This window comes from Exiguobacterium alkaliphilum 12/1 (assembly GCF_000714435.1).
GTDB classification, from domain to species: domain Bacteria; phylum Bacillota; class Bacilli; order Exiguobacteriales; family Exiguobacteriaceae; genus Exiguobacterium; species Exiguobacterium alkaliphilum.
The window spans coordinates 90689-116938 of sequence record NZ_JJMW01000063.1; the positions used below are offsets into that span (position 1 = coordinate 90689).

The 26250-nt window shown below is 52.1% G+C and carries 29 protein-coding genes; 22 read left to right on the forward strand and 7 right to left on the reverse strand.

The window, feature by feature from the left end; translation table 11 throughout:
• Positions 1-88 precede the first annotated feature (88 nt).
• On the forward strand, positions 89-904 hold the full coding sequence (locus RT52_RS13115) for a ZIP family metal transporter (RefSeq protein ID WP_034804655.1): 816 nt from the start codon (positions 89-91) through the stop codon (positions 902-904).
• A gap of 41 nt (positions 905-945) precedes the next feature.
• Here RT52_RS13115 and RT52_RS13120 read toward each other — a convergent pair whose 3' ends face one another.
• Complete coding sequence (locus RT52_RS13120; protein ID WP_034817889.1) at positions 946-1314, reverse strand: iron chaperone; 369 nt, start codon at positions 1312-1314, stop codon at positions 946-948.
• Positions 1315-1367: 53 nt separating this feature from the next.
• Positions 1368-2912, reverse strand: a complete 1545-nt coding sequence (pruA, locus tag RT52_RS13125) for an L-glutamate gamma-semialdehyde dehydrogenase (RefSeq protein WP_034804518.1) — start codon at positions 2910-2912, stop codon at positions 1368-1370.
• Between the two features lie 170 nt (positions 2913-3082).
• On the opposite strand from pruA, the gene RT52_RS13130 reads away from it, so the two are divergent.
• The 3 genes from RT52_RS13130 (at position 3083) to RT52_RS13140 (ending at position 5924) form a co-directional block, all read left to right on the forward strand.
• Positions 3083-3886, forward strand: coding sequence for a nuclear transport factor 2 family protein (locus RT52_RS13130; protein ID WP_034817890.1), 804 nt, complete (start codon positions 3083-3085; stop codon positions 3884-3886).
• Positions 3887-3899: 13 nt separating this feature from the next.
• Complete coding sequence (gene bcp, locus RT52_RS13135) at positions 3900-4337, forward strand: thioredoxin-dependent thiol peroxidase (RefSeq protein WP_081825801.1); 438 nt, start codon at positions 3900-3902, stop codon at positions 4335-4337.
• Positions 4338-4562: 225 nt separating this feature from the next.
• A complete protein-coding gene (locus RT52_RS13140) occupies positions 4563-5924 on the forward strand; it encodes an alanine/glycine:cation symporter family protein (RefSeq protein WP_034817891.1) in 1362 nt (453 codons plus the stop codon).
• Positions 5925-5962: 38 nt separating this feature from the next.
• Here RT52_RS13140 and RT52_RS13145 read toward each other — a convergent pair whose 3' ends face one another.
• Complete coding sequence (locus RT52_RS13145) at positions 5963-7666, reverse strand: methyl-accepting chemotaxis protein (RefSeq protein WP_034817892.1); 1704 nt, start codon at positions 7664-7666, stop codon at positions 5963-5965.
• Positions 7667-7882: 216 nt separating this feature from the next.
• Between RT52_RS13145 and gatC the strand changes: the two genes are divergently transcribed.
• The 5 genes from gatC to rlmD all read left to right on the forward strand — a co-directional run bounded on the left by gatC (position 7883) and on the right by rlmD (position 13583).
• The gene (gene gatC / locus RT52_RS13150) at positions 7883-8173 is read left to right on the forward strand and encodes an Asp-tRNA(Asn)/Glu-tRNA(Gln) amidotransferase subunit GatC (RefSeq protein WP_024370560.1); all 291 of its coding nucleotides are present in this window, start codon (positions 7883-7885) and stop codon (positions 8171-8173) included.
• 10 nt (positions 8174-8183) lie between these two features.
• A complete protein-coding gene (gatA, locus tag RT52_RS13155; RefSeq protein WP_034817893.1) occupies positions 8184-9626 on the forward strand; it encodes an Asp-tRNA(Asn)/Glu-tRNA(Gln) amidotransferase subunit GatA in 1443 nt (480 codons plus the stop codon).
• 12 nt (positions 9627-9638) lie between these two features.
• Complete coding sequence (gatB, locus tag RT52_RS13160) at positions 9639-11069, forward strand: Asp-tRNA(Asn)/Glu-tRNA(Gln) amidotransferase subunit GatB (RefSeq protein WP_034817894.1); 1431 nt, start codon at positions 9639-9641, stop codon at positions 11067-11069.
• A complete protein-coding gene (locus RT52_RS13165; protein ID WP_338032660.1) occupies positions 11066-12130 on the forward strand; it encodes a diacylglycerol kinase in 1065 nt (354 codons plus the stop codon). The genes gatB and RT52_RS13165 overlap by 4 nt, the downstream gene beginning before the upstream one ends.
• Positions 12131-12224: 94 nt before the next feature.
• The gene (gene rlmD, locus RT52_RS13170) at positions 12225-13583 is read left to right on the forward strand and encodes a 23S rRNA (uracil(1939)-C(5))-methyltransferase RlmD (protein ID WP_034817896.1); all 1359 of its coding nucleotides are present in this window, start codon (positions 12225-12227) and stop codon (positions 13581-13583) included.
• A gap of 96 nt (positions 13584-13679) precedes the next feature.
• Here the strand turns inward: rlmD and RT52_RS16835 are convergent, their stop codons facing one another.
• Positions 13680-14165: a Fic family protein gene (locus RT52_RS16835; RefSeq protein WP_338042384.1), complete on the reverse strand. Its 486-nt coding sequence runs from the start codon at positions 14163-14165 to the stop codon at positions 13680-13682.
• Between the two features lie 233 nt (positions 14166-14398).
• Positions 14399-14587, reverse strand: coding sequence for an antitoxin VbhA family protein (locus RT52_RS13180; RefSeq protein WP_024370554.1), 189 nt, complete (start codon positions 14585-14587; stop codon positions 14399-14401).
• A 265-nt stretch (positions 14588-14852) separates the two neighbouring features.
• Here RT52_RS13180 and RT52_RS13185 point away from each other — a divergent pair, with 265 nt between their 5' ends.
• Both RT52_RS13185 and RT52_RS13190 read left to right on the forward strand, forming a co-directional pair.
• A complete protein-coding gene (locus RT52_RS13185; protein ID WP_034817897.1) occupies positions 14853-15326 on the forward strand; it encodes a DUF7000 family protein in 474 nt (157 codons plus the stop codon).
• Between the two features lie 230 nt (positions 15327-15556).
• Complete coding sequence (locus RT52_RS13190) at positions 15557-15931, forward strand: iron chaperone (protein ID WP_034817940.1); 375 nt, start codon at positions 15557-15559, stop codon at positions 15929-15931.
• 107 nt (positions 15932-16038) lie between these two features.
• Here the strand turns inward: RT52_RS13190 and RT52_RS13195 are convergent, their stop codons facing one another.
• The gene (locus tag RT52_RS13195) at positions 16039-16998 is read right to left on the reverse strand and encodes a DUF5692 family protein (RefSeq protein WP_034817898.1); all 960 of its coding nucleotides are present in this window, start codon (positions 16996-16998) and stop codon (positions 16039-16041) included.
• Between the two features lie 201 nt (positions 16999-17199).
• Here RT52_RS13195 and RT52_RS13200 point away from each other — a divergent pair, with 201 nt between their 5' ends.
• The 10 genes from RT52_RS13200 (at position 17200) to RT52_RS13245 (ending at position 24415) form a co-directional block, all read left to right on the forward strand.
• Positions 17200-17802 carry a TetR/AcrR family transcriptional regulator gene (locus RT52_RS13200; protein WP_024370550.1) on the forward strand — a complete coding sequence of 201 codons (603 nt, stop codon included), beginning with the start codon at positions 17200-17202 and terminating at the stop codon, positions 17800-17802.
• 96 nt (positions 17803-17898) lie between these two features.
• Positions 17899-18906: a tRNA dihydrouridine synthase gene (locus RT52_RS13205; RefSeq protein ID WP_034817899.1), complete on the forward strand. Its 1008-nt coding sequence runs from the start codon at positions 17899-17901 to the stop codon at positions 18904-18906.
• A gap of 70 nt (positions 18907-18976) precedes the next feature.
• Positions 18977-19168, forward strand: coding sequence for a hypothetical protein (locus RT52_RS13210; protein ID WP_034817900.1), 192 nt, complete (start codon positions 18977-18979; stop codon positions 19166-19168).
• Between the two features lie 195 nt (positions 19169-19363).
• Positions 19364-19909 carry an RNA polymerase sigma factor gene (locus tag RT52_RS13215; RefSeq protein WP_034817901.1) on the forward strand — a complete coding sequence of 182 codons (546 nt, stop codon included), beginning with the start codon at positions 19364-19366 and terminating at the stop codon, positions 19907-19909.
• Entirely contained in the window at positions 19906-20637 is a 732-nt protein-coding gene (locus RT52_RS13220; RefSeq protein WP_034817902.1) for a hypothetical protein, read from the forward strand. The genes RT52_RS13215 and RT52_RS13220 overlap by 4 nt, the downstream gene beginning before the upstream one ends.
• A 92-nt stretch (positions 20638-20729) precedes the next feature.
• Positions 20730-21860, forward strand: a complete 1131-nt coding sequence (locus RT52_RS13225) for a Fic family protein (RefSeq protein ID WP_034817903.1) — start codon at positions 20730-20732, stop codon at positions 21858-21860.
• 46 nt (positions 21861-21906) lie between these two features.
• On the forward strand, positions 21907-22557 hold the full coding sequence (locus RT52_RS13230) for an SIMPL domain-containing protein (protein WP_034817904.1): 651 nt from the start codon (positions 21907-21909) through the stop codon (positions 22555-22557).
• The gene (locus RT52_RS13235; protein ID WP_034817905.1) at positions 22554-22976 is read left to right on the forward strand and encodes a hypothetical protein; all 423 of its coding nucleotides are present in this window, start codon (positions 22554-22556) and stop codon (positions 22974-22976) included. Before RT52_RS13230 ends, RT52_RS13235 begins: the two co-directional genes overlap by 4 nt.
• On the forward strand, positions 22973-23872 hold the full coding sequence (locus tag RT52_RS13240; protein WP_034817906.1) for an SWIM zinc finger family protein: 900 nt from the start codon (positions 22973-22975) through the stop codon (positions 23870-23872). The genes RT52_RS13235 and RT52_RS13240 overlap by 4 nt, the downstream gene beginning before the upstream one ends.
• 72 nt (positions 23873-23944) lie before the next feature.
• The gene (locus RT52_RS13245; RefSeq protein ID WP_034817907.1) at positions 23945-24415 is read left to right on the forward strand and encodes a flavodoxin family protein; all 471 of its coding nucleotides are present in this window, start codon (positions 23945-23947) and stop codon (positions 24413-24415) included.
• Between the two features lie 145 nt (positions 24416-24560).
• Here the strand turns inward: RT52_RS13245 and RT52_RS13250 are convergent, their stop codons facing one another.
• Positions 24561-25667 (reverse strand): type I restriction endonuclease, encoded by a 1107-nt coding sequence (locus tag RT52_RS13250; protein ID WP_034817908.1) that lies wholly within the window; start codon positions 25665-25667, stop codon positions 24561-24563.
• A 154-nt stretch (positions 25668-25821) separates the two neighbouring features.
• Between RT52_RS13250 and RT52_RS13255 the strand changes: the two genes are divergently transcribed.
• Positions 25822-26223 carry a hypothetical protein gene (locus RT52_RS13255; RefSeq protein WP_034817909.1) on the forward strand — a complete coding sequence of 134 codons (402 nt, stop codon included), beginning with the start codon at positions 25822-25824 and terminating at the stop codon, positions 26221-26223.
• The last annotated feature ends 27 nt before the right edge of the window (positions 26224-26250 follow it).

Below are 26250 nucleotides of genomic sequence, written 5' to 3' on the forward strand. Positions count from 1 at the left end.
CCTTTTTTGGTGGTGACGGGTTACGTTCGATCGAAGCGGTGGAAAAGGACAAGGAGCACACATGACGGAGGATACGGAGGCGGCAGCGATGGTCGAACGGTTCGTGTCTTTGAGCCCGGCGATGCAGGCATTAATCGGCACGTTATTCACATGGGGAATGACCGCGCTCGGGGCGGCGGTTGTCTTCACGACGAAGTCGATCAACCAGCGGCTGATGGACGGCATGCTCGGTTTTGCCGGTGGGGTGATGATTGCGGCTAGTTTCTGGTCGCTCCTGTCGCCTGCGATCGAGATGGCGGGCGAGGGTGCCTGGCCGTCCTGGTTCCCGGCCACAGTCGGTTTCTTGTTAGGAGGACTCTTTTTGTGGGGTGTCGACAAGTTGCTGCCGCACCTACATCCGACGTCCTCGATGGATGAGGCGGAAGGGATTGTGCCAGAAAAACGGAAGCGCAGCACGTTGCTCGTCTTGGCGATCACCCTTCACAACATCCCGGAAGGATTAGCGATTGGGGTCGCGTTCGGGGCGGTCGCGGCTGACTTTCCGTCCGCTTCGTTGACCGGGGCCATCGCGCTCGCCATCGGGATTGGTATTCAAAACTTTCCAGAAGGGACAGCCGTCTCGTTGCCGTTACGGCGGGAAGGAATGTCACGGCGGAAAAGCTTCTTTTACGGACAGTTGTCGGCCGTCGTCGAACCGGTCGCCGCCTTGATTGGGGTATGGGCCGTCTACATGATGGAGCCGCTCTTGCCGTTCGCCTTGAGTTTTGCCGCTGGGGCGATGATTTTCGTCGTCGTCGAAGAAGTCGTCCCGGGGTCGCAAGAGAACGGGCACAAGGATTTGGCGGCGATGGCGTTGATGCTCGGGTTCGCCATCATGATGATACTAGACGTGGCGTTAGGATGAAAAAAGGCACGACGGTCGACGCCGTCGTGCCTGATGTTCGTTCACCGCCAAAATGAGGTGTGATCCGCCTTATCCTTTATGTTGAAGGCGATGATGTCGTGCAACAGCTCATGATCGACGGCTTGGTCCCACTTGATGCGGAACAGCTGTTTCGTCTGCGTGTAGCCGGATTCCTTGATCCGATCGGCGAACTGTTCGAGTGCGACCGCTTCCGGGGCGACCGCGAAATGAGCTTTGGCGACGCTGAACGCGATGATGAACGTCCCGTGGTCGGTGAACATCGGTTGGTTCCAGGCGATGCGCTCCTCGAGATGGGGGAACGTCTGGCGTATCCAGTCGAACACGTCGTCCAGCTTGGCGCGTCGCTCCGGGTCGTCAATCGTTGTTAAAAAGTCATCGAACGTTTCCATGAATAATCCTCCTTATAAAACAAGCCCGGCTCACGTTGAGCCGGACTTGAAGATTAAAACGTCTCAGACGTCGTTTTCGCTTGCATGTGGAGCTGGATGTAATCCGGTCCGCCTGCTTTCGAGTCTGTCCCTGACATGTTGAACCCGCCGAACGGCTGGTAGCCGACGATGGCGCCTGTGCAGCCACGGTTGAAGTACAAGTTCCCGACGTGGAAGTTTTGACGCGCATACTCTTGGTTCGAGCGGTCACGTGTGAGGACGGCACCTGTCAAGCCGTACTCTGTGTTGTTGGCGATGTCGATCGCTTCTTTGAAGTCGCTCGCTTTCGTGAACGCGACGATCGGTCCGAAGATCTCTTCTTGCATGAGACGCGCTTTCGGCGCGACGTCCGCGACGACTGTCGGCTCGATGAAGTAGCCTGTCGAGTCATCGGCTTTCCCACCGGCGACGATGCGTCCTTCTTCTTTCGCGACGTCGAAGTACGACGTGATCTTCTTGAACGCGGCCGCATCGATGACCGGCCCCATGAAGTGTTCGTTCTTCTCTGTGTTTCCGACCGAGAGTTCGTTCGTCAACTCGACGACGCGGTCGAGAACCGTGTCATACACGCTGTCGACGATGACGGCACGTGAACAAGCCGAACATTTTTGTCCTGAGAAGCCGAACGCCGATTTGACGATCGACTGTGCTGCGAGCTCAAGGTCCGCTGACTCGTCGACGACGATCGTGTCTTTCCCGCCCATCTCGGCGATGACACGCTTGAGCCAGATTTGCCCGTCGTTCAATTTCGAGGCGCGCTCGTTGATGCGGAGGCCGACGTCGCGTGAACCTGTGAAGCTTATGAAGCGCGTCTTCGGATGGTCGACGAGATAGTCGCCGACTTCAGCGCCCGGCCCTGGGATGAAGTTGAGGACACCTTTCGGCAGACCTGCCTCTTCCATGACCTCGACGAATTTCGCTGCGACGATCGGTGTCGTCGAAGCTGGCTTCAAGAGGATCGTGTTCCCGGCAACGATGGCCGCGACGGCCGTCCCTGCCATGATCGCGAACGGGAAGTTCCAAGGGCTGATGACGATCCCGACCCCGAGTGGGATGTAGTCATAGCGGTTGTATTCGCCCGGACGGCTCTCGACTTTTTTACCTGGTTTGAGTTCGAGCATTTGGCGCGCATAGTACTCCATGAAGTCAATCGCTTCCGCTGTGTCCGCGTCCGCCTCGTTCCATGGCTTGCCCGCTTCTTTCACGAGGTATGCCGAGAATTCATGTTTCCGTTTACGGACGATGTTCGCCGCTTTGAACAAGACGTCGGCACGGACAGCCGGGTCGACGTGGCGCCATGAGTCGAACGCTGTGAGCGCTTCTTGCATCGCACGCTCCGCGAGCTCTTGGTTCGCTTTCGAGACGTGTCCGATGACTTCCTCTTTGTTCGCCGGGTTGTAAGACGTGATTTTGCCTTCTGTCGTCACTTTCTCCCCACCGATGACGAGCGGATAGTCTTTCCCGAGTTCACCGTTCACTTTCTCGATTGCCGCTTGGATGGCCGCGGCGTTCTCTTTGTTTGTAAAGTCTGTGAATGGTTCATGTTTGTATGGAATCATTCTCGTTCCCCCTTAAAAGTGATTGTGCATTTAAGCGCTTACGTCTGTATTGTATCGAAAAATCAAGGGAAATCCTAGTGAAACAATTTTCCAGAAAAGCGTGTCGTTTTCGCTCAAAATCAAGTCATGGTAGGATGAGGACAAGAGAGGTAACGGGAAAGGATGATTGGATGAAGAAGTGGATCCTTCCGCTTGTGCTCGTCGTGATGCTCGGCGCGTGCGGCAACGGGGAAGAGCAACCGGCCGAAGAAGTGAAACGACCGCTCCCGGAAGCGGTCGAGACCGTCTATGCGGACTATCAGGAAGCGCTTCGACAAGGTGACGCCGAGGCGCTCGCCGCCCTCGATTATGCGGGCGAACGGACCGATATCCCGGCGACCGGTGCCGTGACGCGTGAGCTTTCCCCTGGGGACATCTATGAGAGTTGGGTGAACGAGGCCGGAGACGTGGCGTATCTCGTTCACGAGATGGAAGACGCGGACGGGAATGAACTGCCGAACCGGTTGGCGAAAGTCGCCATCAAAGACGGGGAGGACTGGAAGCTCGTCGTGACACCGGCCGTGCTCCCGATTGACGTCATCGGCGAGGTCGGCGAGTTGTTGACCGGCATCGAAGCGAACGAGTACGGGGTCAACCCGGAAGCGAACGCCCGTCTCGCTGACGTACCGGAAGACGAGGCCGGCCCGATTTACGACCGTGTCAACGCGCAGACGGACTATGTCGCGCTCGAAGCGGACAACAACGTCTTCCTCCTGTTGTCGGAGACGCTTACCGTCCCGGAGAACCAGCAAGTGATGATCGACTATTTCGAGGCGTACGTGAACTGGTATGATGAACAGGAAGACGGGTTACGCGCGGCGGCCGCGACGGAAGACCCGGTCGAGTATTTGGAAGCGCTCGAGCCGCTCAAACAAAAACTAGAACAAGCCATCGACGGCTACGACGAACGACTCGTCGATCCGTCGTTCGGTTAAGGAGGAAACGATGATGTTAGCACCGACATTCACATTACCGAACCAAAACGGCGACATGATCTCGCTTGAACAGTACCGCGGCCAAAAGGTCGTCCTCTATTTCTACCCGAAAGATTCGACGCCGGGCTGCACGACCGAGGCGTGTGACTTCCGCGACGCGATGCCGAAACTGTCAGGCGCCGTCGTCATCGGCATCTCGGCCGACAGCCAGAAGAAGCATCAAAACTTCATCAACAAGCACGAGCTCCCGTTCGACCTGCTCGTCGACGCCGACCATGAAGTGTCGGAGCTTTACGGCGTCTGGCAACTGAAGAAGAACTACGGGAAAGAGTACTACGGCATCGTCCGTTCGACGTTCCTCATCAATGAGGACGGCTATATCGAACAGGAGTGGCGGAGCGTCAAAGTGAACGGGCACGTCGACGAAGTCGTCGCGGCCGTCACGTCATAAGTTTGAATCGGTCTCCTAAAAAGGAGGCCGTTTTTTTGTAGGTATCGTTTACAATTTGATGTCAATCTCCCGTGATGGATGTCCACGTATACGAACGCCTCAGCCCGTTTGTGACAAGTTGTTTACACGGGGAGGAGGGGATTTTGCGCCAGGACGAACTTGACGTGTATGTGAATCTTCTGAAAAATGGGAAGGGCAACGGTACGACGTAGGGGGAACGGACAGATGACACAATTTGAAAACTGGTTAACGGCGTTATCGGACCTTGTCTGGGGTCCATACTTACTTATTTTATTGATTGGGACGGGAATCTTCTTGACCATCCGACTCGGCTTCATCCAAGTGACGCGACTCGGGTTCGGCTTGAGAGAGGCGTTCATCCCGAAAGCGAAAGCTGAACAGAAGAAGCAACGCGGGGACATCACCCATTTCCAGGCACTCATGACCGCGCTCGCCGCGACGGTCGGGACCGGGAACATGGTCGGGGTCGCGACGGCAGTCGTCCTCGGTGGGCCGGGCGCCATCGTCTGGATGTGGCTATCCGGCTTTATCGGGATGGCGACGAAATACGCGGAGGCCATCCTTGCCGTCAAATATCGCGTCGTCGATGAGCGGGGCGAGATTGCCGGTGGCCCGATGTATTATTTGGAGCACGGCTTGAAGAAACGTTGGCTCGGCATGACGTTCGCCTTGTTCGCGGCCATCGCCGCGTTCGGGATTGGCAACGGCGTCCAGACGAACTCGATTAGCCTCGCGCTCAACACGTCGTTCGGCGTCCCGATGATTGTGACCGGGCTCACGCTCATGGTGTTGACGGCGTTCGTCATCCTCGGTGGCGTGAAGTCGATTGGGAAAGTCGTCGGCGTGTTCGTGCCGGTCATGATTTTCGCCTACGTCGGCGGTGGTCTCACCATTCTCGTCATGAACTTCGAGTTGATTCCGTCGGCGTTCGCGACCATCTTCGCGAGCACGTTCAGCGCTGAAGCGATCGGCGGCGGGGCGCTTGGGGCCGCGATTCGATACGGTGTCGCGCGCGGCGTGTTCTCGAACGAGGCCGGACTCGGTTCGGCACCGATTGCTGCCGCGGCCGCAAAGACTGATTTCCCGGGACGACAGGCGCTCGTCTCGATGACGCAAGTGTTGATCGATACGCTCATCGTCTGTTCGATCACGGGCTTGACGATCGTCATGAGCGGGCAATACGCGAGCGGTCTGCAAGGCATCGAGTTGACGCAAGCGTCGTTCGCGTATTTCCTCGGACCGGTCGGCGAGCTGATCGTCACCATCTCGCTCGTCTTCTTCGCCTTCTCGACAGTGATCGGCTGGTGCTACTACGGGGAACGATCGATTTATTACTTGTTCGGCGAGCGGTCGATCGTGCCGTATCGTGTCCTATACATCGTTGTCGCCGGACTCGGCGCCATGACGACGAATTTGAACCTCATCTGGGCCATCTCGGACGTGTTCAACGGGTTGATGGCAATCCCGAACTTGATTGGACTGTTGTTCTTGTCCGGCGTCGTCGTCGCAGAGACGAAACGGTTCGAGTTGGAACGACAGAAAGAGTTGCGGAAGTCCATCGCTTAATCAAAATGGAAGCCTCCTTCACAGGAAGCTTCCATTTTTTATACTTTGAATTGGCTAATCAGTTCGTTCAACTCGTCCATCTTTTGTTGCGACATCTCGGTGGCACGGTTCAACTCCCCGAACCGGTCGACCGAGAGGGTCACTTTCTCGGCAATCTCTTGCGTGCCGAGCGCGCCGTTGTTCACTGTGACGGCGACGTCTTGGATGACAGATATCATGTTCGACGTCAACTGTTCGAGCTCGGTCGCGGCGTCGGCGAACTCGGAAGCGGTCGTCTCGAACCGTCCCGCGTCCGCGCTGTACTGTTCGGCCGCCTCTTCGAGTTGGTCGTAGTCTTTGACGACATTCGTGTCGAGGAAGGAGAGCATCTCGCTCGACGTCTCGTTCAGATGGTCTACCGACTGGAGCACGGTCGCCGAGATGGCTTGGATCCGTTCGACGGTCGAGCGGCTCGTCTCGGCGAGCTTTCGAATCTCGTCGGCGACGACGGCGAATCCGCGGCCCGCTTCACCGGCACGCGCGGCTTCGATTGAGGCGTTCAAAGACAACAGGTTCGTCTGGGCGGCGATGTCTAGAATGTCGTTCGTGAGCGTCGCAATCTCGCGTACCGCCTTCGCGTCTTGCATCGCCCGCTCTAATCGTTGCCGGGTCGAATCGAGGACGTGGAGAGCGGACGATTTCGCTTCGACGGCATGGCCACGGAGGGCGACGGCCCGGGCATCGACCCGTTTCGCCTCGTCTTTTCGTTCGGCGGCCATCGAGACGATGTGTTGGAGCGTCCGTTCCATGTCGGAAGCCGAAGCGTTCATTTCCTGGGCGCTCGCGGCCGTCTGTTGCATGCCGGCCGTCAAGTCCTCGGTCGTCGCGGCCGTCGTCGTCATATACGTGTCGAGCGCTTTTAGCTCTTCATACGTGTTGGCCGACTGTGCCGCGACACCGCGAGACACGTCGTTCACTTGCAGGATGAGTTGACGCAAGTTGGCGATGAATTGGTTGAAGTCGCGTGCGAGCCCCGAAAACTCGTCTCGGCGCTTCACCGGGATCGCCGTCGTCAAATCGCCTTCGCTCGTCGCGAGTTCCCGCATCTTCACTTTGAACTCGTTGAGCGGTTCGAAGATGGAGCGGAAGATGAACAGCATCATGAGCACGGTGAAAATGGCAGCGGCGGCTAGGATGACGATGAGCGTGAGCTGTACTTGTTCAAACAGCGCCTCGCCTTGTTCCGTGTCGGAGATGATGGCGTCACGGTTCAAGTTGACGAGAAGGCCGAGCGTGTTCGACAGCGCATCCGCACTCGGCGTCGCCGTGTCGCGGATATAAGCCTCGGCCTCAGCTTGGCCTTCCTCGTTTGAGATGCGCAATAGTTCCGTGATGTTCGTTTGAAACGTCGTCCACTGCGTCTCGGCCTGATCGAACAGTTCTTGGTCAGCTTGTGTGATGATCGTCGATTCATAGCCGCTCATCCGTTGCTTTAAAATCGTGACGCCCGTCTCGACGTCGCGCTCGACGTTCTGTTTCGTCACTTCGTCCTCGACGAGAGCGTGTCGAATCAAATGGCGCCGTATCTCGAGCAACTGTTTGTCGACTTGATGAATCTGGTCCATGCCTGGCACCCACGACACGGTCATATCTTCTTGTGCGGCCTTCGAGGCGTTCAACGCGTATAGGGCGTATCCGCTCACGCCGAGCAACAAGACGAGCAAGACGGTGAACGCGGCAATCAGTTTGTTCCGGATTGACATAATGATCCTCCCTGTCATTCAGTCTTCTCTCTAAGCATAAGGACAATCCGCCGACGACCGAATAGCTATTTTTGGAAACGAGTCAATGTTCGGGTCGGATTCCCCATGTTTGTAAAAAAACGTGTCGCTTTCGAGCGGATTGGATTTTCTTTTTTGTCTTATGAAATAGTGGTATGATAAGGAACGATGTATGAAACCATGTTGGAGGTGTGAAGATTGACTCGAATCACAGAAGATGAAGTACGGCACGTCGCCGGACTCGCCCGCCTTGCGATCACAGATGACGAGGTGACGCACTTCACGGAGCAATTGACAAAAATCCTCGAGTTCGCGGAGCAACTCGATGAACTCGATACAACGGGCGTCATCCCGACGACCCATGCCCTAGATTTGAAAAACGTACTACGCAAAGACGAGGTCCGCCCGTCGCTTCCACGCGAGGAAGTCGAACGGATGGCACCTGATTGGGAGAACGGCCAAGTCCGCGTCCCAGCCGTCTTTGAATAAGGAGGCCCCTATGAGTTTATTCGACCACGGTGTAGCGAAGCTACATACCTTATTAAAAGAAGGCGAGGTCACGGTGACGGACCTCGTCAAAGAATCGTTCGACCAAATCGAGCGCACGGATGAGAAAATCGGTGCGTTCTTGACGCTCAACGAGGATGCGTTCGAGCAAGCAAAACGGATGGACGACCTCGCGAAGACAGCGGACAACCCGCTCTTCGGATTGCCAATCGGCGTCAAAGACAACATCGTCACGAAAGGGACGCGGACGACGTGTGCCTCGAAGTTCCTCGAGAACTTCGTCCCGGCCCATGACGCGACGGTCGTCGAGCGTCTCCATGACGCCGGTGCCGTCACGATCGGGAAGCTCAACATGGACGAGTTCGCGATGGGCTCGTCAAACGAGAACTCGGCGTTCAAAGTCGTCCGCAACCCATGGGACACAACCCGCGTACCAGGCGGTTCGTCAGGCGGTTCGGCGGCGACGGTCGCGGCCGGACAAGTCCTCTTTAGCCTTGGCTCGGATACGGGCGGTTCGATTCGTCAACCGGCGGCCTATTGTGGCGTCGTCGGGATGAAACCGACGTATGGTCTCGTCTCACGTTACGGCCTCGTCGCCTTCGCCTCGTCGCTCGACCAAATCGGTCCGCTCACACGTACGGTCGAAGACAACGCCTACTTGTTGAACGCGATTGCCGGGCATTGCGAGATGGACTCGACGTCATCGACGGTCGAGCTTCCGGACTACACGAAGTCGCTTCACGGCGACATCAAAGGCTTGAAACTCGCACTCCCGGAAGAGTTCATGGGGGAAGGCGTATCGGACGGTGTCCGTAAACAAATCGAGGAAGCGATTGAGACGCTCAAGTCGCTCGGTGCGACGGTCGAGACGGTATCGCTCCCGACGGTGAAATACGCGCTCCCGACATATTACTTGCTCGCTTCGTCTGAAGCATCTTCGAACCTCGCCCGCTTCGACGGCATCCGTTACGGTCGACGCGCCGAGGCCGACGCGCTCGAAGAAGTGTTCACGTACTCGCGTGAGCAAGGGTTCGGCGAAGAAGTGAAACGTCGCATCATGCTCGGAACGTACGCCTTGAGCTCTGGTTATTACGATGCGTTCTACAAGAAGTCGCAACAGGTCCGAACGCTCATGAAGCAAGACTTTGAAAAAGTGTTCGCGAAGTACGACGCCATCATCGGGCCGACTGCTCCGACGATTGCGTTCAAACTCGGCGACCAGCTCGAAGACCCGCTCACGATGTACGCTAACGATATTATGACGATCCCCGTCAACTTGGCGGGCGTCCCGGCTATCTCGGTCCCGGCCGGTCTGTCAGAAGGACTCCCGGTCGGTCTTCAAATCATCGGGAACCATTACAGTGAACCAACACTCTACCGCGTGGCCCATGCTTTCGAACAAGCAAACGGCGGTTTCAAAATGCCACAGCTTTAAGGAGGACGTACGATGAACTTTGAAACGATCATCGGGATCGAGGTGCACGCCGAGCTGAGCACGAAGTCGAAGATTTGGTGTGGCTGCTCGCGCACGTACGGTGCCGAAACGAATACACAGACGTGTCCGATTTGTCTCGGACACCCGGGCGTCTTGCCTAAATTGAACGAAGAGGCGGTCAACCTTGCCATCAAGGCCGCGATGGCACTCAACTGTGAAGTCGCGACCGATACGAAATTCGACCGGAAGAACTACTTCTATCCGGACACGCCGAAAGCGTACCAAATCTCGCAGTTCGACCAGCCGATCGGCTTCAACGGTCACGTCGACGTCGAAGTCGACGGCGAGATGAAACGGTTCCGCATCGAGCGGGTCCATCTCGAAGAAGATGCCGGGAAGATGAACCACACGGGTGAGAAGCATTCGGTCGTCGACTTCAACCGGACCGGCTCACCGCTCATCGAGATCGTCAGTGAGGCCGACATGCGCTCACCGAAAGACGCCGTCGCGTACCTCGAGCGCTTGAAAGAAGTGCTCTCGTTCGCGGGCGTCTCGGACGTCAAGATGGAAGAAGGGTCGCTTCGTTGCGACTGTAACATCTCGGTCCGTCCGTTCGGTCAAGAACCGTTCGGGACGAAGACGGAACTCAAAAACTTGAACTCGTTCTCGAACGTGTTGAAGGCGCTCGAGTATGAAGAAGACCGTCATCGCAAACTCCTCATCACGGGTGGCGTCATGCGTCAAGAGACGCTTCGTTTCGACGAGGCGGCGAAGAAGACGATTCTCATGCGTGTCAAAGAAGGCGCGGCCGACTATCGCTACTTCCCAGAGCCGGACCTCGTCCGTCTCGAGATTGACGAGGCGTGGAAAGATCGCATCCGGGCGACACTTCCGGAACTGCCGGCGGCCCGTCGCGAACGCTACATGAGCAATTACGGCTTGTCGGCGTATGACGCGAAGGCGCTCACGTCGACGCGTGAGTTCTCGGACTTCTTCGAAGCGACGACGGCGGCCGGTGCCGAGCCAAAAGCCGCGGCGAACTGGCTCATGGGTGAAGTGCTCGGCCACTTGAACAAGTCGGACGAGACGATCGAGACGATGAAACTCACACCGGGCGCGCTCGCAGAGTTGATTCGTTTGATTGGAGACGGTACAATTTCTTCGAAGATCGCCAAGCGTGTGTTCACGGCCATGATGGAAGAAGGCGCCGAACCGAAAGCGTATGTGGAAGCGAACGGCCTCGCCCAAATCTCGGACGAGAACTTGCTTCGCGGCTACATCCTTGAGTTGTTCGAGGCGCATCCGCAAATGATTGAAGACTTTAAGAACGGGAAAGACCGGGCGAAAGGCTTCATCATCGGGCAAATCATGAAACAGACGAAAGGGATGGCGAACCCGGCACTCCTCGATGGCTTGTTCCACGAAGAGATTGCCAAACGCTGACGAAGCGGCGAGGCACTTGTGTCTCGCTTTTCGCTCGATATGAGCAAAGGGAGAGAAAGAGTATGCAACGGAAACGTGCGCGGGTCATCTATAACCCGACATCAGGAAAAGAAGTGATCAAACGGGAGCTCCCGTACATCTTGAACCGCTTAGAGGATGCGGGTTATGAGACGTCGACGTACGCGACGAAAGCGATTGGTGACGCGACGCAGGAAGCCGTCCGGGCCGCTGCGGCCGAGTTCGATTTGATTATCGCGGCCGGCGGGGACGGGACGCTGAACGAAGTCATCTCGGGCCTTGCACCGCTCGAGACACGTCCAACGATCGGGCTCATTCCGGTCGGCACGACGAACGACTTCGCCCGTGCGATGCGTATTCCTTTGAGTGTCGTCGGGGCGCTCGACGTCATCTGCGACGGCTTCGAGATGCCGGTCGACCTCGGTGAGATTGAAGGCGAGAAGGGTGACATCCACTACTTCATCAATATCGCCGGCGGCGGCATCATGACGGAGTTGTCTTATGAAGTGCCGTCGAAGTTGAAGACGGCGCTCGGCCAGCTCGCGTATTACGTCAAAGGGATGGAGAAGCTACCGCTCATCAAACCGACGTATATCGAACTCGAGCACGACGAAGGCACGTTCAGCGGCGAGGTGATGATTTTCCTCACGTCGAACTCGAACTCGGTCGGTGGTTTCGAGAAGATTTCACCACACGCGTCGCTGAACGACGGCTTGTTCGACTTGTTCATCTTACGTAAATGTAACTTGTTCGAGTTCATCCATGTCGTCCGCTTGCTCTTACGGGGCGAACACTTGACGAGTCCGCTCGTCGAGCACTTCAAGACGAGCCACGTCCGGATGAAGACGACGGAGCCGATGAGTCTCAACATCGACGGCGAGTATGGCGGGGAGTGTACCGGTGAGATGCGGAACTTGTTCCGTCACTTGACGGTGCTCGCGCCGAACGCGCGCATTCGCGAGATGGAAGAGCTGAACGCCCAATATGAGCGCGAACAGATGATTAAACAGCTGTTCAACGTGTCAATCGAGAAAGCAGAATGAGTCGGCTCGGCGTGGCGCACACGTCGAGCTTTTCGTTCGCCTCGAACGGGTAACGGTATATACAGGAATTTTTGAATCGAGAAAGGAGAGGCACATGCTACCAGTTAAAAAGAATGACCGTCTTGACGTCGCCATCCACGACCTGACCCATGAAGGGGCTGGCGTGGCGCGCGTCGACGGCTACACGTTATTCGTCCCGAACGCGCTCCCAGGCGAGACGGTCGAGATCGTCGTGACGAAGACGAACAAACAGTACGGGTTCGCCCGCTTGATCGATGTGAAACAAGCGAGCGCGGATCGCGTCGAGCCGCCGTGCCCAATCTTTTATCAATGCGGGGGCTGTCAGCTCCAACATTTCAGCTATGACGGCCAGCTCCGTCAGAAACGGGACCGCGTCGTCGATGCGCTGAAGCGACTCGGCCAGTTCGACGTGCCGGTCCACGAGACGATTGGCATGCCGGAACCGTGGCGTTACCGAAACAAGGCGCAAGTGCCGTTCAAGCAAGAAGGGGGCCGTTTAGTCGCCGGCTTCTATCGCCCACGTTCGCACGACATCGTCGAGATGAAGGAGTGCCTCATCCAAGACGAGCGCAATGACGAAGCGGTCCAAGTCGTTCGTGACGTATTGGAAGCACACGGCGTCCCGGCCTATGACGAGAAGACCGGACGCGGTGTCATCCGTCACGTCATGGCCCGGTACGGATACCATTCAGGCGAGTTGATGATCGTCCTCATCACGAAGACGTCGAAAATCAAAGGTGTCAACGAGATCGTCGCCGACATCGTGAAGCGTCTCCCGGACGTGACGTCGATCATGCAAAACGTCAACCCGGACAAGACGAACGTCATCTTAGGGTCGACGAATAAGTTGCTCTATGGCCATGAGACGATTGAGGACAAGATCGGTGGCCTGACGTTCACGATTTCTCCGCACTCGTTCTTCCAAGTCAACCCGGTCCAGACGGAGAAGCTGTATGGCAAGGCGCTCGAATACGCGCAACTGACCGGGACGGAACAAGTCGTCGACGCCTATTGCGGCATCGGGACGATCAGTCTGTTCCTCGCCCGGAAAGCGGCGCACGTGTACGGTGTCGAAGTCGTGCCGGAAGCGATCGAGGACGCGAAACAGAACGCGCTCGTCAATGAGATTGATAACGTGACGTACGCGTGCGGCGCGGCAGAAGACGTGTTGCCGAAATGGAAGAAAGACGGGATTAATCCGGACGTCATCGTCGTCGACCCGCCGCGTAAAGGCTGTGCTGAGTCATTCCTCGAGACGATGGTCGAGATGGCACCGAAGCGAATCGTCTACGTGTCGTGTAACGTCGCGACGCAAGCGCGCGATATGCGTTATCTCGCGGATCGCGGTTACAAATTAGTCGAAGTCACACCGGTCGACATGTTCCCGCATACGGCGCATGTGGAGACCGTGGCGTGGATGGAAAAAGTATAATAAAAACCCTTAGCTTTTCCGTTTTCATACGGTTCAGCTAAGGGCTATTTTATTGCCTTAATAATTAAAGCGCCTTTATAATCTTTGGGCTAGAACTCACGATTCATCGTAGTCTGTAGAGAACGGCTTCTCTTCATAGTTAGAAACGTTGTACGATCCAATTGTGCGATATTTTTCGGGAGAGGAATCGTTCTTTGCCAACTTGTTAGAGACATCAGTGGCCAAAGCGTCATTTATAATTCTGTGTAAATAGCTCGGGTCTGGAGCTTCGTTGATGGCAGCCATGACAAGTGCATTTCTAAGGTAACCGGCATTATTGGAAAGTAGTTCTGCATTAAAAGGCAAATTATGATGTTGAGCAAAAAGTTTCATAAAAACAGAAACAGTGCGGGTGTTCCCTTCACGGAAAGGATGGACCCGCCACAAGTCTGTCATTAGCTTAGCGAAATAGACAGGGAGGCGTATATTTTTATGCTCCCATTTGATTTCTTGTTGCCAATCAAAAATAGACTCTAAATTTGTTCGAATATGCTTAGAATCACGATAGTTATCATTCTTTGCAACAACTCCATCGACATCTATTTAATGAACTGTATGAGTGGGCCGGTGAATTTCGTTCAATCAATATTTATAAACATGAGCGAATTTTGGACGGTTTGTCTGTGATCTATCGAAATCCACTTCCGAAATGAATGACTCTACTTCTAATATGTTTGCAATGATGAGCTGTGCTTCAACAGTAATCAGTTGTTGTTCGTCAGTAATCCCAAGCTTATTTATAAGCACACTCGTGTTGGGGTATACGTAAGGATCCATTAGGATTGACGTGCTTTCGTGTACTTCTCCATAATGGCTTGCTTAAACTGGGCTGAAGTGATTTCGCCATCTTCATATCGCTCCAGCAATTTTTGTGTAAAAGGACTTGGTTTTCCCCCATCGATTGCGGCCATACCAACTGCAAATTTTACTTGTTTTTGACGTTCGATATATGAGTTCTGATCCATTTTTTTCACCCTTTTCACTTCGATTAACTTATTAGTAATTATATCATACACGACGAACTATAAAATCGTGTGCAACTTCTCGCGATTAGTATGAACTCGAAGGCAGCGGACGAGGCTTTGTGAAGAAAGTGCTGTGTTTCAATTGACGAATGTCTGAAAAGAATAACAATCATTCAGCGTGAACAAGGGAATAAGATAACGATTGAACGTCATATGGAGAAGGGGGCGGGTTATAAAAATTGATCAGCGAAGGAGGGCACTCGGTTTGAAACCATTGACTGAGTTGATTCAAGCATATACGTCGACCGTCAAACAAGGAGACATGCCGCTCGCGTATCGAGGTATCCTTGAATTTCTAGGGCACCTGCGATCTCGTTTCATGAAGAGTGGATACGAGGTGAGCGGTCTGTACCCAGGCTATATGGATATGTCTTACGTATCGGTAAACACATCGTCTTTGAAAGAGAGAGGGCTTAAAATCGCAGTTGTCTATCTCCATGGTACAGAGTGCTTTGAGGTGTGGTTGTCCGCTCGCAATAGGACACTGTCGGAACAGTACGCGACCACGTTTCAAACAGTACAAGGCTTCCATAACGATGAAAATCTAGATGCCATTCTTGAGCGCGCATTGACATCTTCTCCCGATTTTGATGAGCCGGAGCAGTTGGCTGAATTGATTGAGCGGGAAGTCGAACGGTTCATTCAAGATGTGGAAACAATACTCGAGGGAGGGCGCTGATGGATTGGATGGCCGAAGTAGAAATGAGACTGAAGCGAGGTAATCAACTTCTGTGTGCGAAAGACAATACGTTTTTGGAAACATCCGGCAGACGGGTATTTGATTCCTATAGGAGCGACAAATCTCTATAACCTGGTTTTGTCGCACGCTGTCAGTCAACGTAAGGCGCACCAGTAGAAGCAGCAAGGAAGGGTTGGTCAAAAACAGGATATGAGGAGATCGTGTAAATGATGAAACAGACTAAAATGACAACTGTAGATGAATACATTTTACAATTTCCTGTTGAGGTTCAAGCAATCCTCCAGACGCTGAGGAAGTCAGTAAAAGACATCTCCCCTGAGGCAGAAGAAAAGATGAGTTACCAAATGCCCACGTATTATTTAAAAGGTAATTTGGTGCACTTTGCAGCATATAAAAATCATATTGGATTTTATCCAACTCCAGCAGGCATCGACGCTTTCAAAGATGAGTTATCCGACTACAAAAGTGCAAAAGGTTCTGTTCAGTTTCCGATTGATAAACCGATTCCTTTCGAATTAATAAAGAGGATAGTTGAGTTTAGAGTGAGTGAGATGAACGGTGACGCCGTAAAAAATAAAGAGTGACCGAGATATCGGCTTTATTTCCTGCCCACGAGATCGAAGTCGGTTGAAGTTACTAGAGAACTACGCGAAAACATGCAAAAAGACGGGCATTGAGGCCCGTCTTTTGTTTACAACACTTTACCGATCGCGGTTTCCCGTTCAGGAACTGCATCTTCACGCATCGCGTTGATTTCTTTATACTCGTTCGTATCTTTCCACAACTCGTCTTTCAACGGATTGAGTTTGTATTTGACGATCCGTGTCACTTGCCAGACGGCGAGGACGACGTTCAGTGCTAGACTAACAAGGGCAAGGGTCCAGTTCGCTGCCGGATTATACGACACGCTGACGTTAAACGTGCTGCCGACGGCGAAGAAGTAAGGGAACGTCATGACCCACATCATCCAAAACGATAGCGTTTGGGCACGGTTTTGCATCCATGTCCCTTTCGCCCAAAGAAGGGCAGGGACCGTCGCGGCGATGTTCAAAGCAAAGCCTGAGTAGAACGCGTTGCCCGGTGCGCATGAATAGACGTAAGCGATATTCCAAATGCCGTACGCGACAATCCATAGCTTCGTTTGGTCCGGCCAAAGCATGTCTTTCTTCTTACCTGATGTGGCGAAGATGCCGACCCAGCCACAGATGAGGAGCAAGTTCAAGATCCCGGCGACGGCGTTCACATAGTTCCAGCCGCCCGAGATGTATTCCATCCCGTCGACCATTCCTTCAAACCCCATGATGCCGACTTGGAACTCCCGGACGACGGCCTCGGCGATGTTGAGCGCTAAAATTCCAGGCACGAGGATCAGGTACCACGGATGTTTCTTATGATAATCCGTGAAGCGGATGACCATATAAATCAAACTACCGGCTAATGCCGAATACACTTTCACCCAATGGAACCATGAGGTGATCTCAGGGTCGGCGGTGAAGACCCAAATCGGGGTCAAGGCAATCGGTACGACCATAAACATGAAGATACTGGCTTTTTTACTAGACCGGACGATTTCATTCAACCCGATCAACAAGCCGAACACGACGAACCACATCGCGACGTTGTACCAAGGAATCGATTCAAAGAAGAACATACGTAACGCCCCTTTCATTTTAAAGTGTAGTGGAAAAAATGATTTCTAAAACATACCGAACGTTCGTTATGTTTATGTGAAAAGTATAACAAACTTAAGAAAGCGTTGTCAATCGAGTTTGGGACGTCACAGTGACATGTCATAAATCCGTCAAATCATTATGATATAATTAGCCATTATTGTGTGAGGAGCGTCGAGCAGATGATGAACGAAGGAAAGCAAAAAATATTAGAGGCGGCGCGAGCGACGATCGTCGAACACGGGATTCAAGGAACGACGCTTCGGGGGATTGCCAAGCGAGCGGGTCTGAGTACGGGTGCCATCTATCATTATTACAGTTCGAAAGAAGCAATTCTGTACGATGTGATGGATGAAGGGCTAGGAGAGATTCGCCGGATCGCGACCGTGTCTCTTGAAGATCAAAAAGAAGTGAAAGAAATCATTCAAGAAATTTTTGCTGGGATGCAGGACCGATTAAAAAAAGATGCGGAGAATCGATTACAGTTTTACTTGGCCCATGAGGCGATGCTCGGGAACGAGGAACTACAACTCAAGTTCAAGCAAAAGTACGAGGATTGGATCAGTCGGGTGGAAGCCATCTTCGTGCGGGCATACGGCGTCGAGCATGGTCCCTCAACACGAGCGGTCGCCGCGTGGACGATGGCGGCAATCGATGGGATGGTGTTGCAGACGTTGCTGCAAACGAACGTCGTCGCGGTCGAGCATACGGATCGCGTATTGGAGTACTTGTTGCAAGACGGGTTTGCCCATTTCTTCAAAATCATTGAGACTGGACGGGGCTAAAGGAATTTGGAAGTATTGTCAGTTGATACATTCTCCCATCCATAATAAGATAGATAAAGTGATTTTGTTGGATTGACTACGAAAGGGAATGATTTTATGAAAGAAAACTTCTGGCGCGATTTGCCGCGTCCATTCTTTATACTTGCCCCGATGGAAGACGTGACCGATGTCGTCTTCCGCCACGTCGTCGCCCATGCGGGACGCCCTGACGTGTTCTTCACCGAGTTCGCGAACTCGGACAGCTACTGCCATCCAGAAGGGAAAGGCAGTCTGCGTGGACGTTTGACGTTCACAGAAGACGAACAGCCGATGGTCGCCCACATTTGGGGGGACAACCCGGACTATTTCCGTGAGATGAGCATCGGCATGGCCGAGATGGGCTATAAAGGGCTCGATATCAACATGGGCTGCCCGGTCCCGAACGTCGCCAAGCGCGGCAAAGGGAGCGGACTCATCCTCCGTCCTGACGTCGCAGCGGAACTCATTCAAGCGGCGAAAGCGGGCGGTATCCCGGTCAGCGTCAAGACGCGTCTCGGATTCGCGAAGCTTGACGAGTGGCGCGACTGGTTGACGCATCTCTTAAAACAAGACATCGCCAACTTGTCGATTCACTTGCGCACACGTAACGAGATGAGTAAAGTCGACGCGCACTGGGAGATGATCCCGGACATCATGAAACTGCGTGATGAGATCGCGCCGGATACGCTCATCACGATCAACGGCGACATCCTCGACCGTCAAATGGGACTCGAGCTCGTCGAGAAGTATGGCGTCGACGGCGTCATGATCGGCCGCGGGATTTTCAAGAACCCGTTCGCATTCGAGAAAGAGCCGCGTGAGCATTCGATGGAAGAGCATCTCGATTTGCTTCGTCTCCAGCTCGACTTGCAGGACAAGTTCCAAGAAGAAGTGCCGCGTTCGATTTCGAACTTGCACCGCTTCTTCAAGATTTACGTGAAAGGGTTCCGCGGGGCGAGTGATCTCCGTGTGAAGCTCATGGACACGAAATCGACGGACGAAGTACGGGCGCATCTCGATGCGTTCGTCGAGAACTATCATAGAGAAGAAGCCGCGCTTGCCGAGGCAGCGTCGACAGTCGAATAAGTTTTACCGGGATTCAGTGTCTACTGAGTCCCTTTTTTTGTAAAATGAGAAGTAGGAAAGAGGTGGGGGAATGGACATCCGAGAATTATTGAGTGGTGGAGATTTGCGCTCGATTGGCCACGTCGACGCGGTCGTCGTTTACGTCGGAGACGACCCGGACCGATTCAGCGAATTGATGACCGGCTTGACCGATGACCGTCCCGTCGTTCGGATGCGGAGCGCAGATGCGGTAGAAAAAGTGACGCGCCATCGTCATCGTTAACTCGCTGCAGGCGATCTTCGACTTGAGCGTCGTGCATCCACGATTCCGGGACGAGCTGAAAGCCATGCTCGAGACACAACTCGAGACGGGCAGTTCGGCCGTGAAGAACCGCTCCAAAAAACTTTTACAGAAATTGTGACGAACGGACTTCATTTCCGGTCTATAAAGATACAAGTCATCGAGAGGGGGATTCGATTGGACGATCAAGCGATTATCGATTTGTATTGGAAGCGTTCTGAGCGGGCGATTGAGGCGACGGCTCAAAAGTACGGCGGTTATTGTCATACGATTGCCTATAACATTTTGAACAGCCGAGAGGATGCGGACGAGTGCGTCAATGATACATACATGAAGGTGTGGCAAGCGATTCCGCCGACACGTCCAGCGCGACTCATCGCCTATTTGGCAAAGCTGGTCCGGAACGTCTCGTTACATCAATATGAGAAGGCGAACGCCAAGAAGCGTGGAGCCGGGCAAGTGCCGCTCATTGTCAGTGAGCTCGAGCACTGTCTCGCCGCCTCCGACGCGACCGATTCGGAAGTCGTCGAGGTGTTGAACGACTTTTTGGCCCAGTTGCCGCGAGAGACGCGACAGATCTTTATGGGACGCTACTTTCATTTTCAGTCGATTAAAGATATTGCTACAATGCGCCAGGTGAGTGAAAGCAAGGTGAAAATGGTGTTGCTACGGACTCGGAACGACTTGAAGCAAGTACTCGAAGCGGAAGGGGTGGCATTATGAGGCTCACACGTTTGATGGGAGACGTCGATGACCGTTTCGTCGAGGAATCGATGGAAGTCGGGAAGAAAAAGCAGAGAAATTGGCGCTGGATCGGCGGGCTTATCGTAGCCGCCGCTGTCACACTCTTCGCAGTGAACTGGGACGGATTCAAAGAGTTGATTCCGTTATCAGACAGCTCGAGCAATATGTCGGTCGCTTATATCGATGAAGCGGACATCGATGTCGGGATGTCGTCCGCGAATCTGGTGGAAATGAGTGAGGATGAACTGTTCTCGAAATGGGATCCTGCCGTGGTGCGGGGTGTCGTAAAACAGATTGACCACATCGAACTCGACTTCAACGGACAGACGGAATATCAGTCGATTGTGACGATTGGCGTGACCGATACTTACCAAGGTGTAGTTGAGCAGGGAAGCGACATCAACGTGCTCACCGTCACAGGTGCCGGTTCCGAAGTGCTCCAGTCGGAAGCGTCCGTCGTCTCCGAGCTTCGTCTTGGTATGGAAGGGATTTTCATCGCGGTTCCATATGACGACACGTTTGTTTGGAAGCAGAATGGGGCGACGCTCCAACTGAGCGACATCAGCGACTATGGTTTTCCGGACGGTGAGCGTTACATGTTCTTGAACACGGACGAAGGGCTCGTCTTCAGTCGAGACGCCTATCCGTCGCTACGTGGCGCTGAAACACTTGATGACATAGAGGTGTTCATGATGACTAAGTTTTAGTAAATCATGTTTTATGAATATTTGATTTTTAAAAGATGATGGATTATTATTAAGTCAATATTATAATAAATATGACTTAAAGGATAAGTGTCATGGCGATACAAGGATTAACCAAATTACCTGTCAAAATAGAAATCACACAAGCCATCAAACTACTGGAACGGTTGGCGCATGTGAATACGCTACTTGGAAAACTCGATGTTGAATTGACGCATTCGAAAGCAAGCAAACAATTGATGCAACTCTTATCGCTTCAAGAGTCTGTGGAATCAACGAAAATCGAAGGGTCACAAGTGACATTCACTGACATGATGGAGTCTTCGCTAAAGAAAAGTGACGATTCCGATATCATTGAAATTCAGAACTATATGAGAGCCTTGCAATTTGGTTATGAATCTGTCGAAAATGGTTATCCGGTGACGACGCGATTGATCAAGCAGTTACATGAGATTTTAATGAAAGGAAGTCGAGGCGAAATCAGTTCAGCCGGTGAGTTCCGTAAAATTCAAAATTTCATCGGGCCGACGAATCGATTAGAAGATGCTTCTTACATTCCGATAGAGGCTCATTTGATTAACGAATACATGGAGAACTTAGAAAAATTTATCAATACGGATTCTTACGGACGATTGCTACCGCAGAACCATTTAAAGTCAGACGGCTATGTCATTAACGAACAAGCGGCTCCACTTCTTAAAACAGGAATTATGCATGCTCAGTTTGAATCCATCCATCCGTTTTTGGACGGGAATGGACGTTTAGGACGGATTCTAATTGTGCTTTATCTCCTGCAGCAAAAAGTGATTACGCACCCCATCTTCTTTGTGAGTGAAGAACTTGAGAAAGAAAAGGCCCGCTACTACGATTTGCTCAACGGTGTCTGTGGAGACCGGTCGGATTGGGGAAAATGGTTACTGTTTTTCGTTGATGCTTCAGAACGAATGGCGACAAAGTTATTGGATCAATTGAATAAAGCCAATCGCTTGCTGACAGAAGGTGAGCAACTAATTGAAAACGAAGCGGAACGGAAACTATGGATTACGAGCTTTGAACAACCGATTTTGACGGTGGCGAAAGGTGTCGAAATGACGGGCTATTCACCTAACACGGTTCGGAAAGCACTCCATCAACTTGTTGACAAAGAACTCTTGTACGCCTCGAACACAGAGCGGAGAAATCGTAAATATCGAAATTATGCGTTATTGCGCATTTTCGTGAACTAAAAGCAGTATGCCGTTTTGAATCGCGAGCAATGAAGGGGGAAATCATATGGACCGCACAATCACTGTCAAAGGTACGGGAAAAGTATCGGCCAAGCCCGATTTGATTGTCGTGAAAATGGAGTTGACGTCAAAAGCTGTCCGTTATGAGGAGACGATGAACGGGGCGGCGCTCGCCGTCACACGGCTCCATAAAGCGATTGAGCAGGCCGGTTTCGCAAAGACGGATTTAAAGACGACCGACTTCTCGATTGACACGGACTACGAGAGCTACCGGGACAAGCAAGGCAACTATAAATCGCGGTTCCGGGGTTATGTCTGTCAGCAGAAGACGAAACTCGAGTTTCCGCTCGATACGAAACAGTTGTCCGCGGTCATCGAACACGTCAGCAACTCGCTAGCCGAACCAAAGCTGTCCATCTCGTTCACAATCAAGGATGCGGATACGATTCAAGATGAACTGCTCGCGAGTGCGGCGACGAACGCGCGGCATCGGGCCGAACTGTTGGCAAAGGGAGCCGGGGCGTCGCTCGGCGAATTGCTTCAAATCGATTACACGTGGGGCGAGCTCCATCTTTATTCACCGACGCGTCTCACGCTCCATGACGAGGTGCTCTTCTCAGAGGCGGCGATGCCGGAACTCGAGCCGGACGAGATCGACTTGAACGACTCAGCGACGTTCGTCTGGGCGATTCGATGAGGCGCGTCATCGGATTGGTGCTATTGTTGCTGTCCATCTCCTTGTCGACCCAAGCGTTGTCGTGGGCGTATGCGTTCGTCGTCTTGGACGGACGGGTGTACGAAGTGATGGACGTCGCCGTGTTGGAGTCGGACTTAGGTGAAGTCGTCGGTGAGGTGAAGACGTTGGCGGACGATATGGACGGCAGCTATTACGGGGACGCCTCGAACACGTATCCGCTTGGAACGAAATATCGTGCTGTGGACGGGGAGTCGATTGAGGATGTGATTGCGGTCGAGGACGAGTCGGGGTGGAAACGGGCCGAGTATAGGCATGACGCCCCGTTCAGCATGCGTGATCATTTGGATAAGGTGGCGTATGCCGCCCTAGGAATTGGGGTCGCATTGTTCATTTTCACTAGAGTGAGGAAACGACAATGAATTTATATGATTTTGTAGACCATATACCAAATCGCATATTGGATCGTGGCTATGAATATTGGCTCGATGGTCGGGTCGTCATGGAGTCAGAACGAGAATCGACATATTATCTTACAGCGGAAGGGGCGGAAACATACGAACTCCTTATCACGTTATCAGGTATTGATATTGTCGATTCGTCTTGCGATTGTCCATATACGAAAGGGCACTGTAAACACGAGGTCGCCGCATACTTTTTATTGCGGGAAAAGGTGGCAGCGCCTTCAAACCGTAATGTGAGACAACAACTCCAAAAGTTAACGAAACAACAACTTGTCAATCTCATCGTGGGACTGGCGAATGATCCAGAACTGTATCCGCGAATCGCGCGTTCGTTTGATACAAGTCATAAGTCGTTCACTCAAGTTATCAAAGAAATGCGACGTCGATTCAGTGAAAAATTTCCCATGTTCGAACTTGATTATACTTCGTTGTCGAGCTTCCGGTCGTTCGTTGATGCACGAGTTAGTGATGTACTCATTGTTCAAGATCATGAGATGAGGTTAAAACAAGGCATCGCGTTGATGCTCGGAATGTCAGACTATGACTTTGAAGAGTTGAGCGAGATGAGTCTGGAGACGGCAAATGAACTCGATCCGGCTATCTGTTCTGCTATCAACATGCTATCGAATGATGTAGTGTATCTCGAACTATTAGATGTTTTGAAGTCGGTAGATACATGGAACTGGACAGATTTACATCTAGAAATTCTGAAATCACTCACGTTTGAGATGAAGGACGGATTGGATGTGTTGCGCATATATATCGAGACGTACCGTGAGACCGAAGCGGATGATTATGAACTTGAGGAGTTAGAGGTGCTTTTAAGGATTATTGAGGAAAGAAGAGATTCATGATGAACGCTTCACCATTAAGGGAATAGTTCTGTGTAGATAACAGAGGCCGTTCGTTAATGGGAGGGAAATCGCATGAAAATCCTCATCATCTATGATTCGATGTACGGTCACACGGAAAAAGTCGCCCATGCCATCAAAGACGGATTCGGGGAACTGCATCAAGTCAGGGCCGAACAAGTCGGTCACATCGGGTACGGGGACTTGGCGAAATTGGACTTACTCGTCGTCGGTTCGCCGACGCACGGCGGAAGGGAGACCGAGGACGTCAAGACGTTCTTAGACGGCATGTCTGACCATGCGTTACGCGGGATGCGAGCCGCTGCGTTCGATACGAGCATGGCCGAGGAAGACCAGGGCTTTTTCGTCGGGAAGATTGTGAAGTGGTTCGGGCACGCCTCGACACGAATCGAACGGTCTCTGCTTGAAAAAGGCGCGGAACCGGTGTTGAAAGAATCGTTCCTCGTCCTCGGGAAAGAAGGTCCGCTCAAAGAAGGAGAACTTGAACGGGCTCGTAACTGGGCCAATCATTTGTTTGAGAATTGAGTGAACGCATTCCAAACGGAGTGCGTTTTTTCTGTGGAGGGAGAGTCGATTCCTTTTGAAAACGGGTAAATAGAAGTATGGCTTTAATCAAAAAGTGAGTAAAAATGAAAAACGAAGCAAAGTTTTTTTGCCTCGTTTCATCGTATTATTCAATTGGATTGACGATGCTATGAACAATTTCTTTTAATCGCTCGGTGAATTGTTCGATTTCATAAACGTGATTAATTTTGTAACGGACATTTGGTTCGTCGCGGAAAGTGATGTATTTATTCGTTAGTGAATTCAAATGTAAGCGGCAGACCCATTTCCGATTGCTGTCGTCGATTAAAATATTGAAATAACTCGCGTTATCTCGATAGAAAATACGATCTTTGTCCACGACCGAACCTAATAGTACTTTGACAGTGGCGTACCCTTCTATCTCCTCTTGTGTCGTTTCAATGACTGGTTGGGATGGTAAATCAATTTCATTAACGTCAACTTCTGGATTTGACACTTCTACGTGTTCGTTTGACGTTGTACCAGAGATGTTTTCGGGTTCTCCCGAAATGACGTGTTTAATCCGCTCATTCATATTTTCGTTAATGAATTGATTGAACGCTTTGGCAACGATGGGTCTAAACTTATCAACAACTGTCTGCGTCTTCATCCCTTGATAGCATTCCTGAATAAGGAGACGGATTAATTCGTCGCTAGGGGATTGAGATAACGTCTTAAGTTGGTCTTTGATGGCACTTAAGTATTTTAATTCTTCTGCTGTTGAAAGAATTGTGTTCACATTAAATTCTTGTTTTTTGAATTTATAAAGTTCCTTAATTTCATTGTCTTTGATGTTTGATAGTGTGATTTCGAAGAAGGGGACGGTATCCATCACGTTTGGAGTTTCGAGGTCTGTATAAAACCGATACATGTCTCCATTGGTCAAAATTGCAAATTTCGCTTGGGTCGTACCGTAGTATCGAAATAACTGCGAATCGTGTTTTGTTAAAGGTTCACGAATTGACTTTGCTTCGATGAGGATTGTCGGTTTTCCTTCCTCCATGATTGCATAATCTACTTTTTCACCTTTTTTGATGCCGACATCGGCTATGTATTCAGGCGTGAACTCAGCCGGATTGAAGACATCGTATCCTAACGTTTGAAAAAACGGCATAATTAAAGCAGTCTTCGTGGCTTCTTCAGTCGAGATGGAATGTCTGAGCTGTTGAATTCGTTGAGAGACAGTACGGATGTCAGAAGAAAACTTTTCCATTATAATAACCTCCATTATTTTCATTATTAATCTAATAATAACCTTATTTAAGTCGATAGTAAATTTTTGGCATGATTACTATTGTTGTTGTCATCTTGTATGCTAGCTGAATGGCTTAACATAGTTTGAAACATGGCTAAGGGAGAGGGTCAAAATGAAAAAATGGGAACGTGATGTCCTCGTCGGTTGGATTGTCGTCTTGCTCATTTTAGTCGCTCACTATGTAATCACCATCTCACTCGGCAATAGCTACTTCGCCGAAGCGACGTTGAACCGGATGCTTTGGTTCTCGAGCTTCCCCGCCTTCTTGATCGCATTCGGTGCGGCGTTCTTCTTGAAGACCGGAACGCTCACGCTCGCCGTTCGCCGAGGCGTCATTTGGACGGCCGAACTGCTCGTCGCCTTCGCCGTCGTCGCCTGGCTCTTCCGCTCGTTCAATGCGTTGTTTGAGAGCCCGGGTGCGTATTGGTTGTTCGGTGCCGTCTTGCTCGCCCCGCTCGTCTACTTGTTCGAGTTCCGACGGCAACACCATAATCGAAAGGCTCGGACACATTAAGCGCCCCCGAAAGGAGGCGTTTTTAGC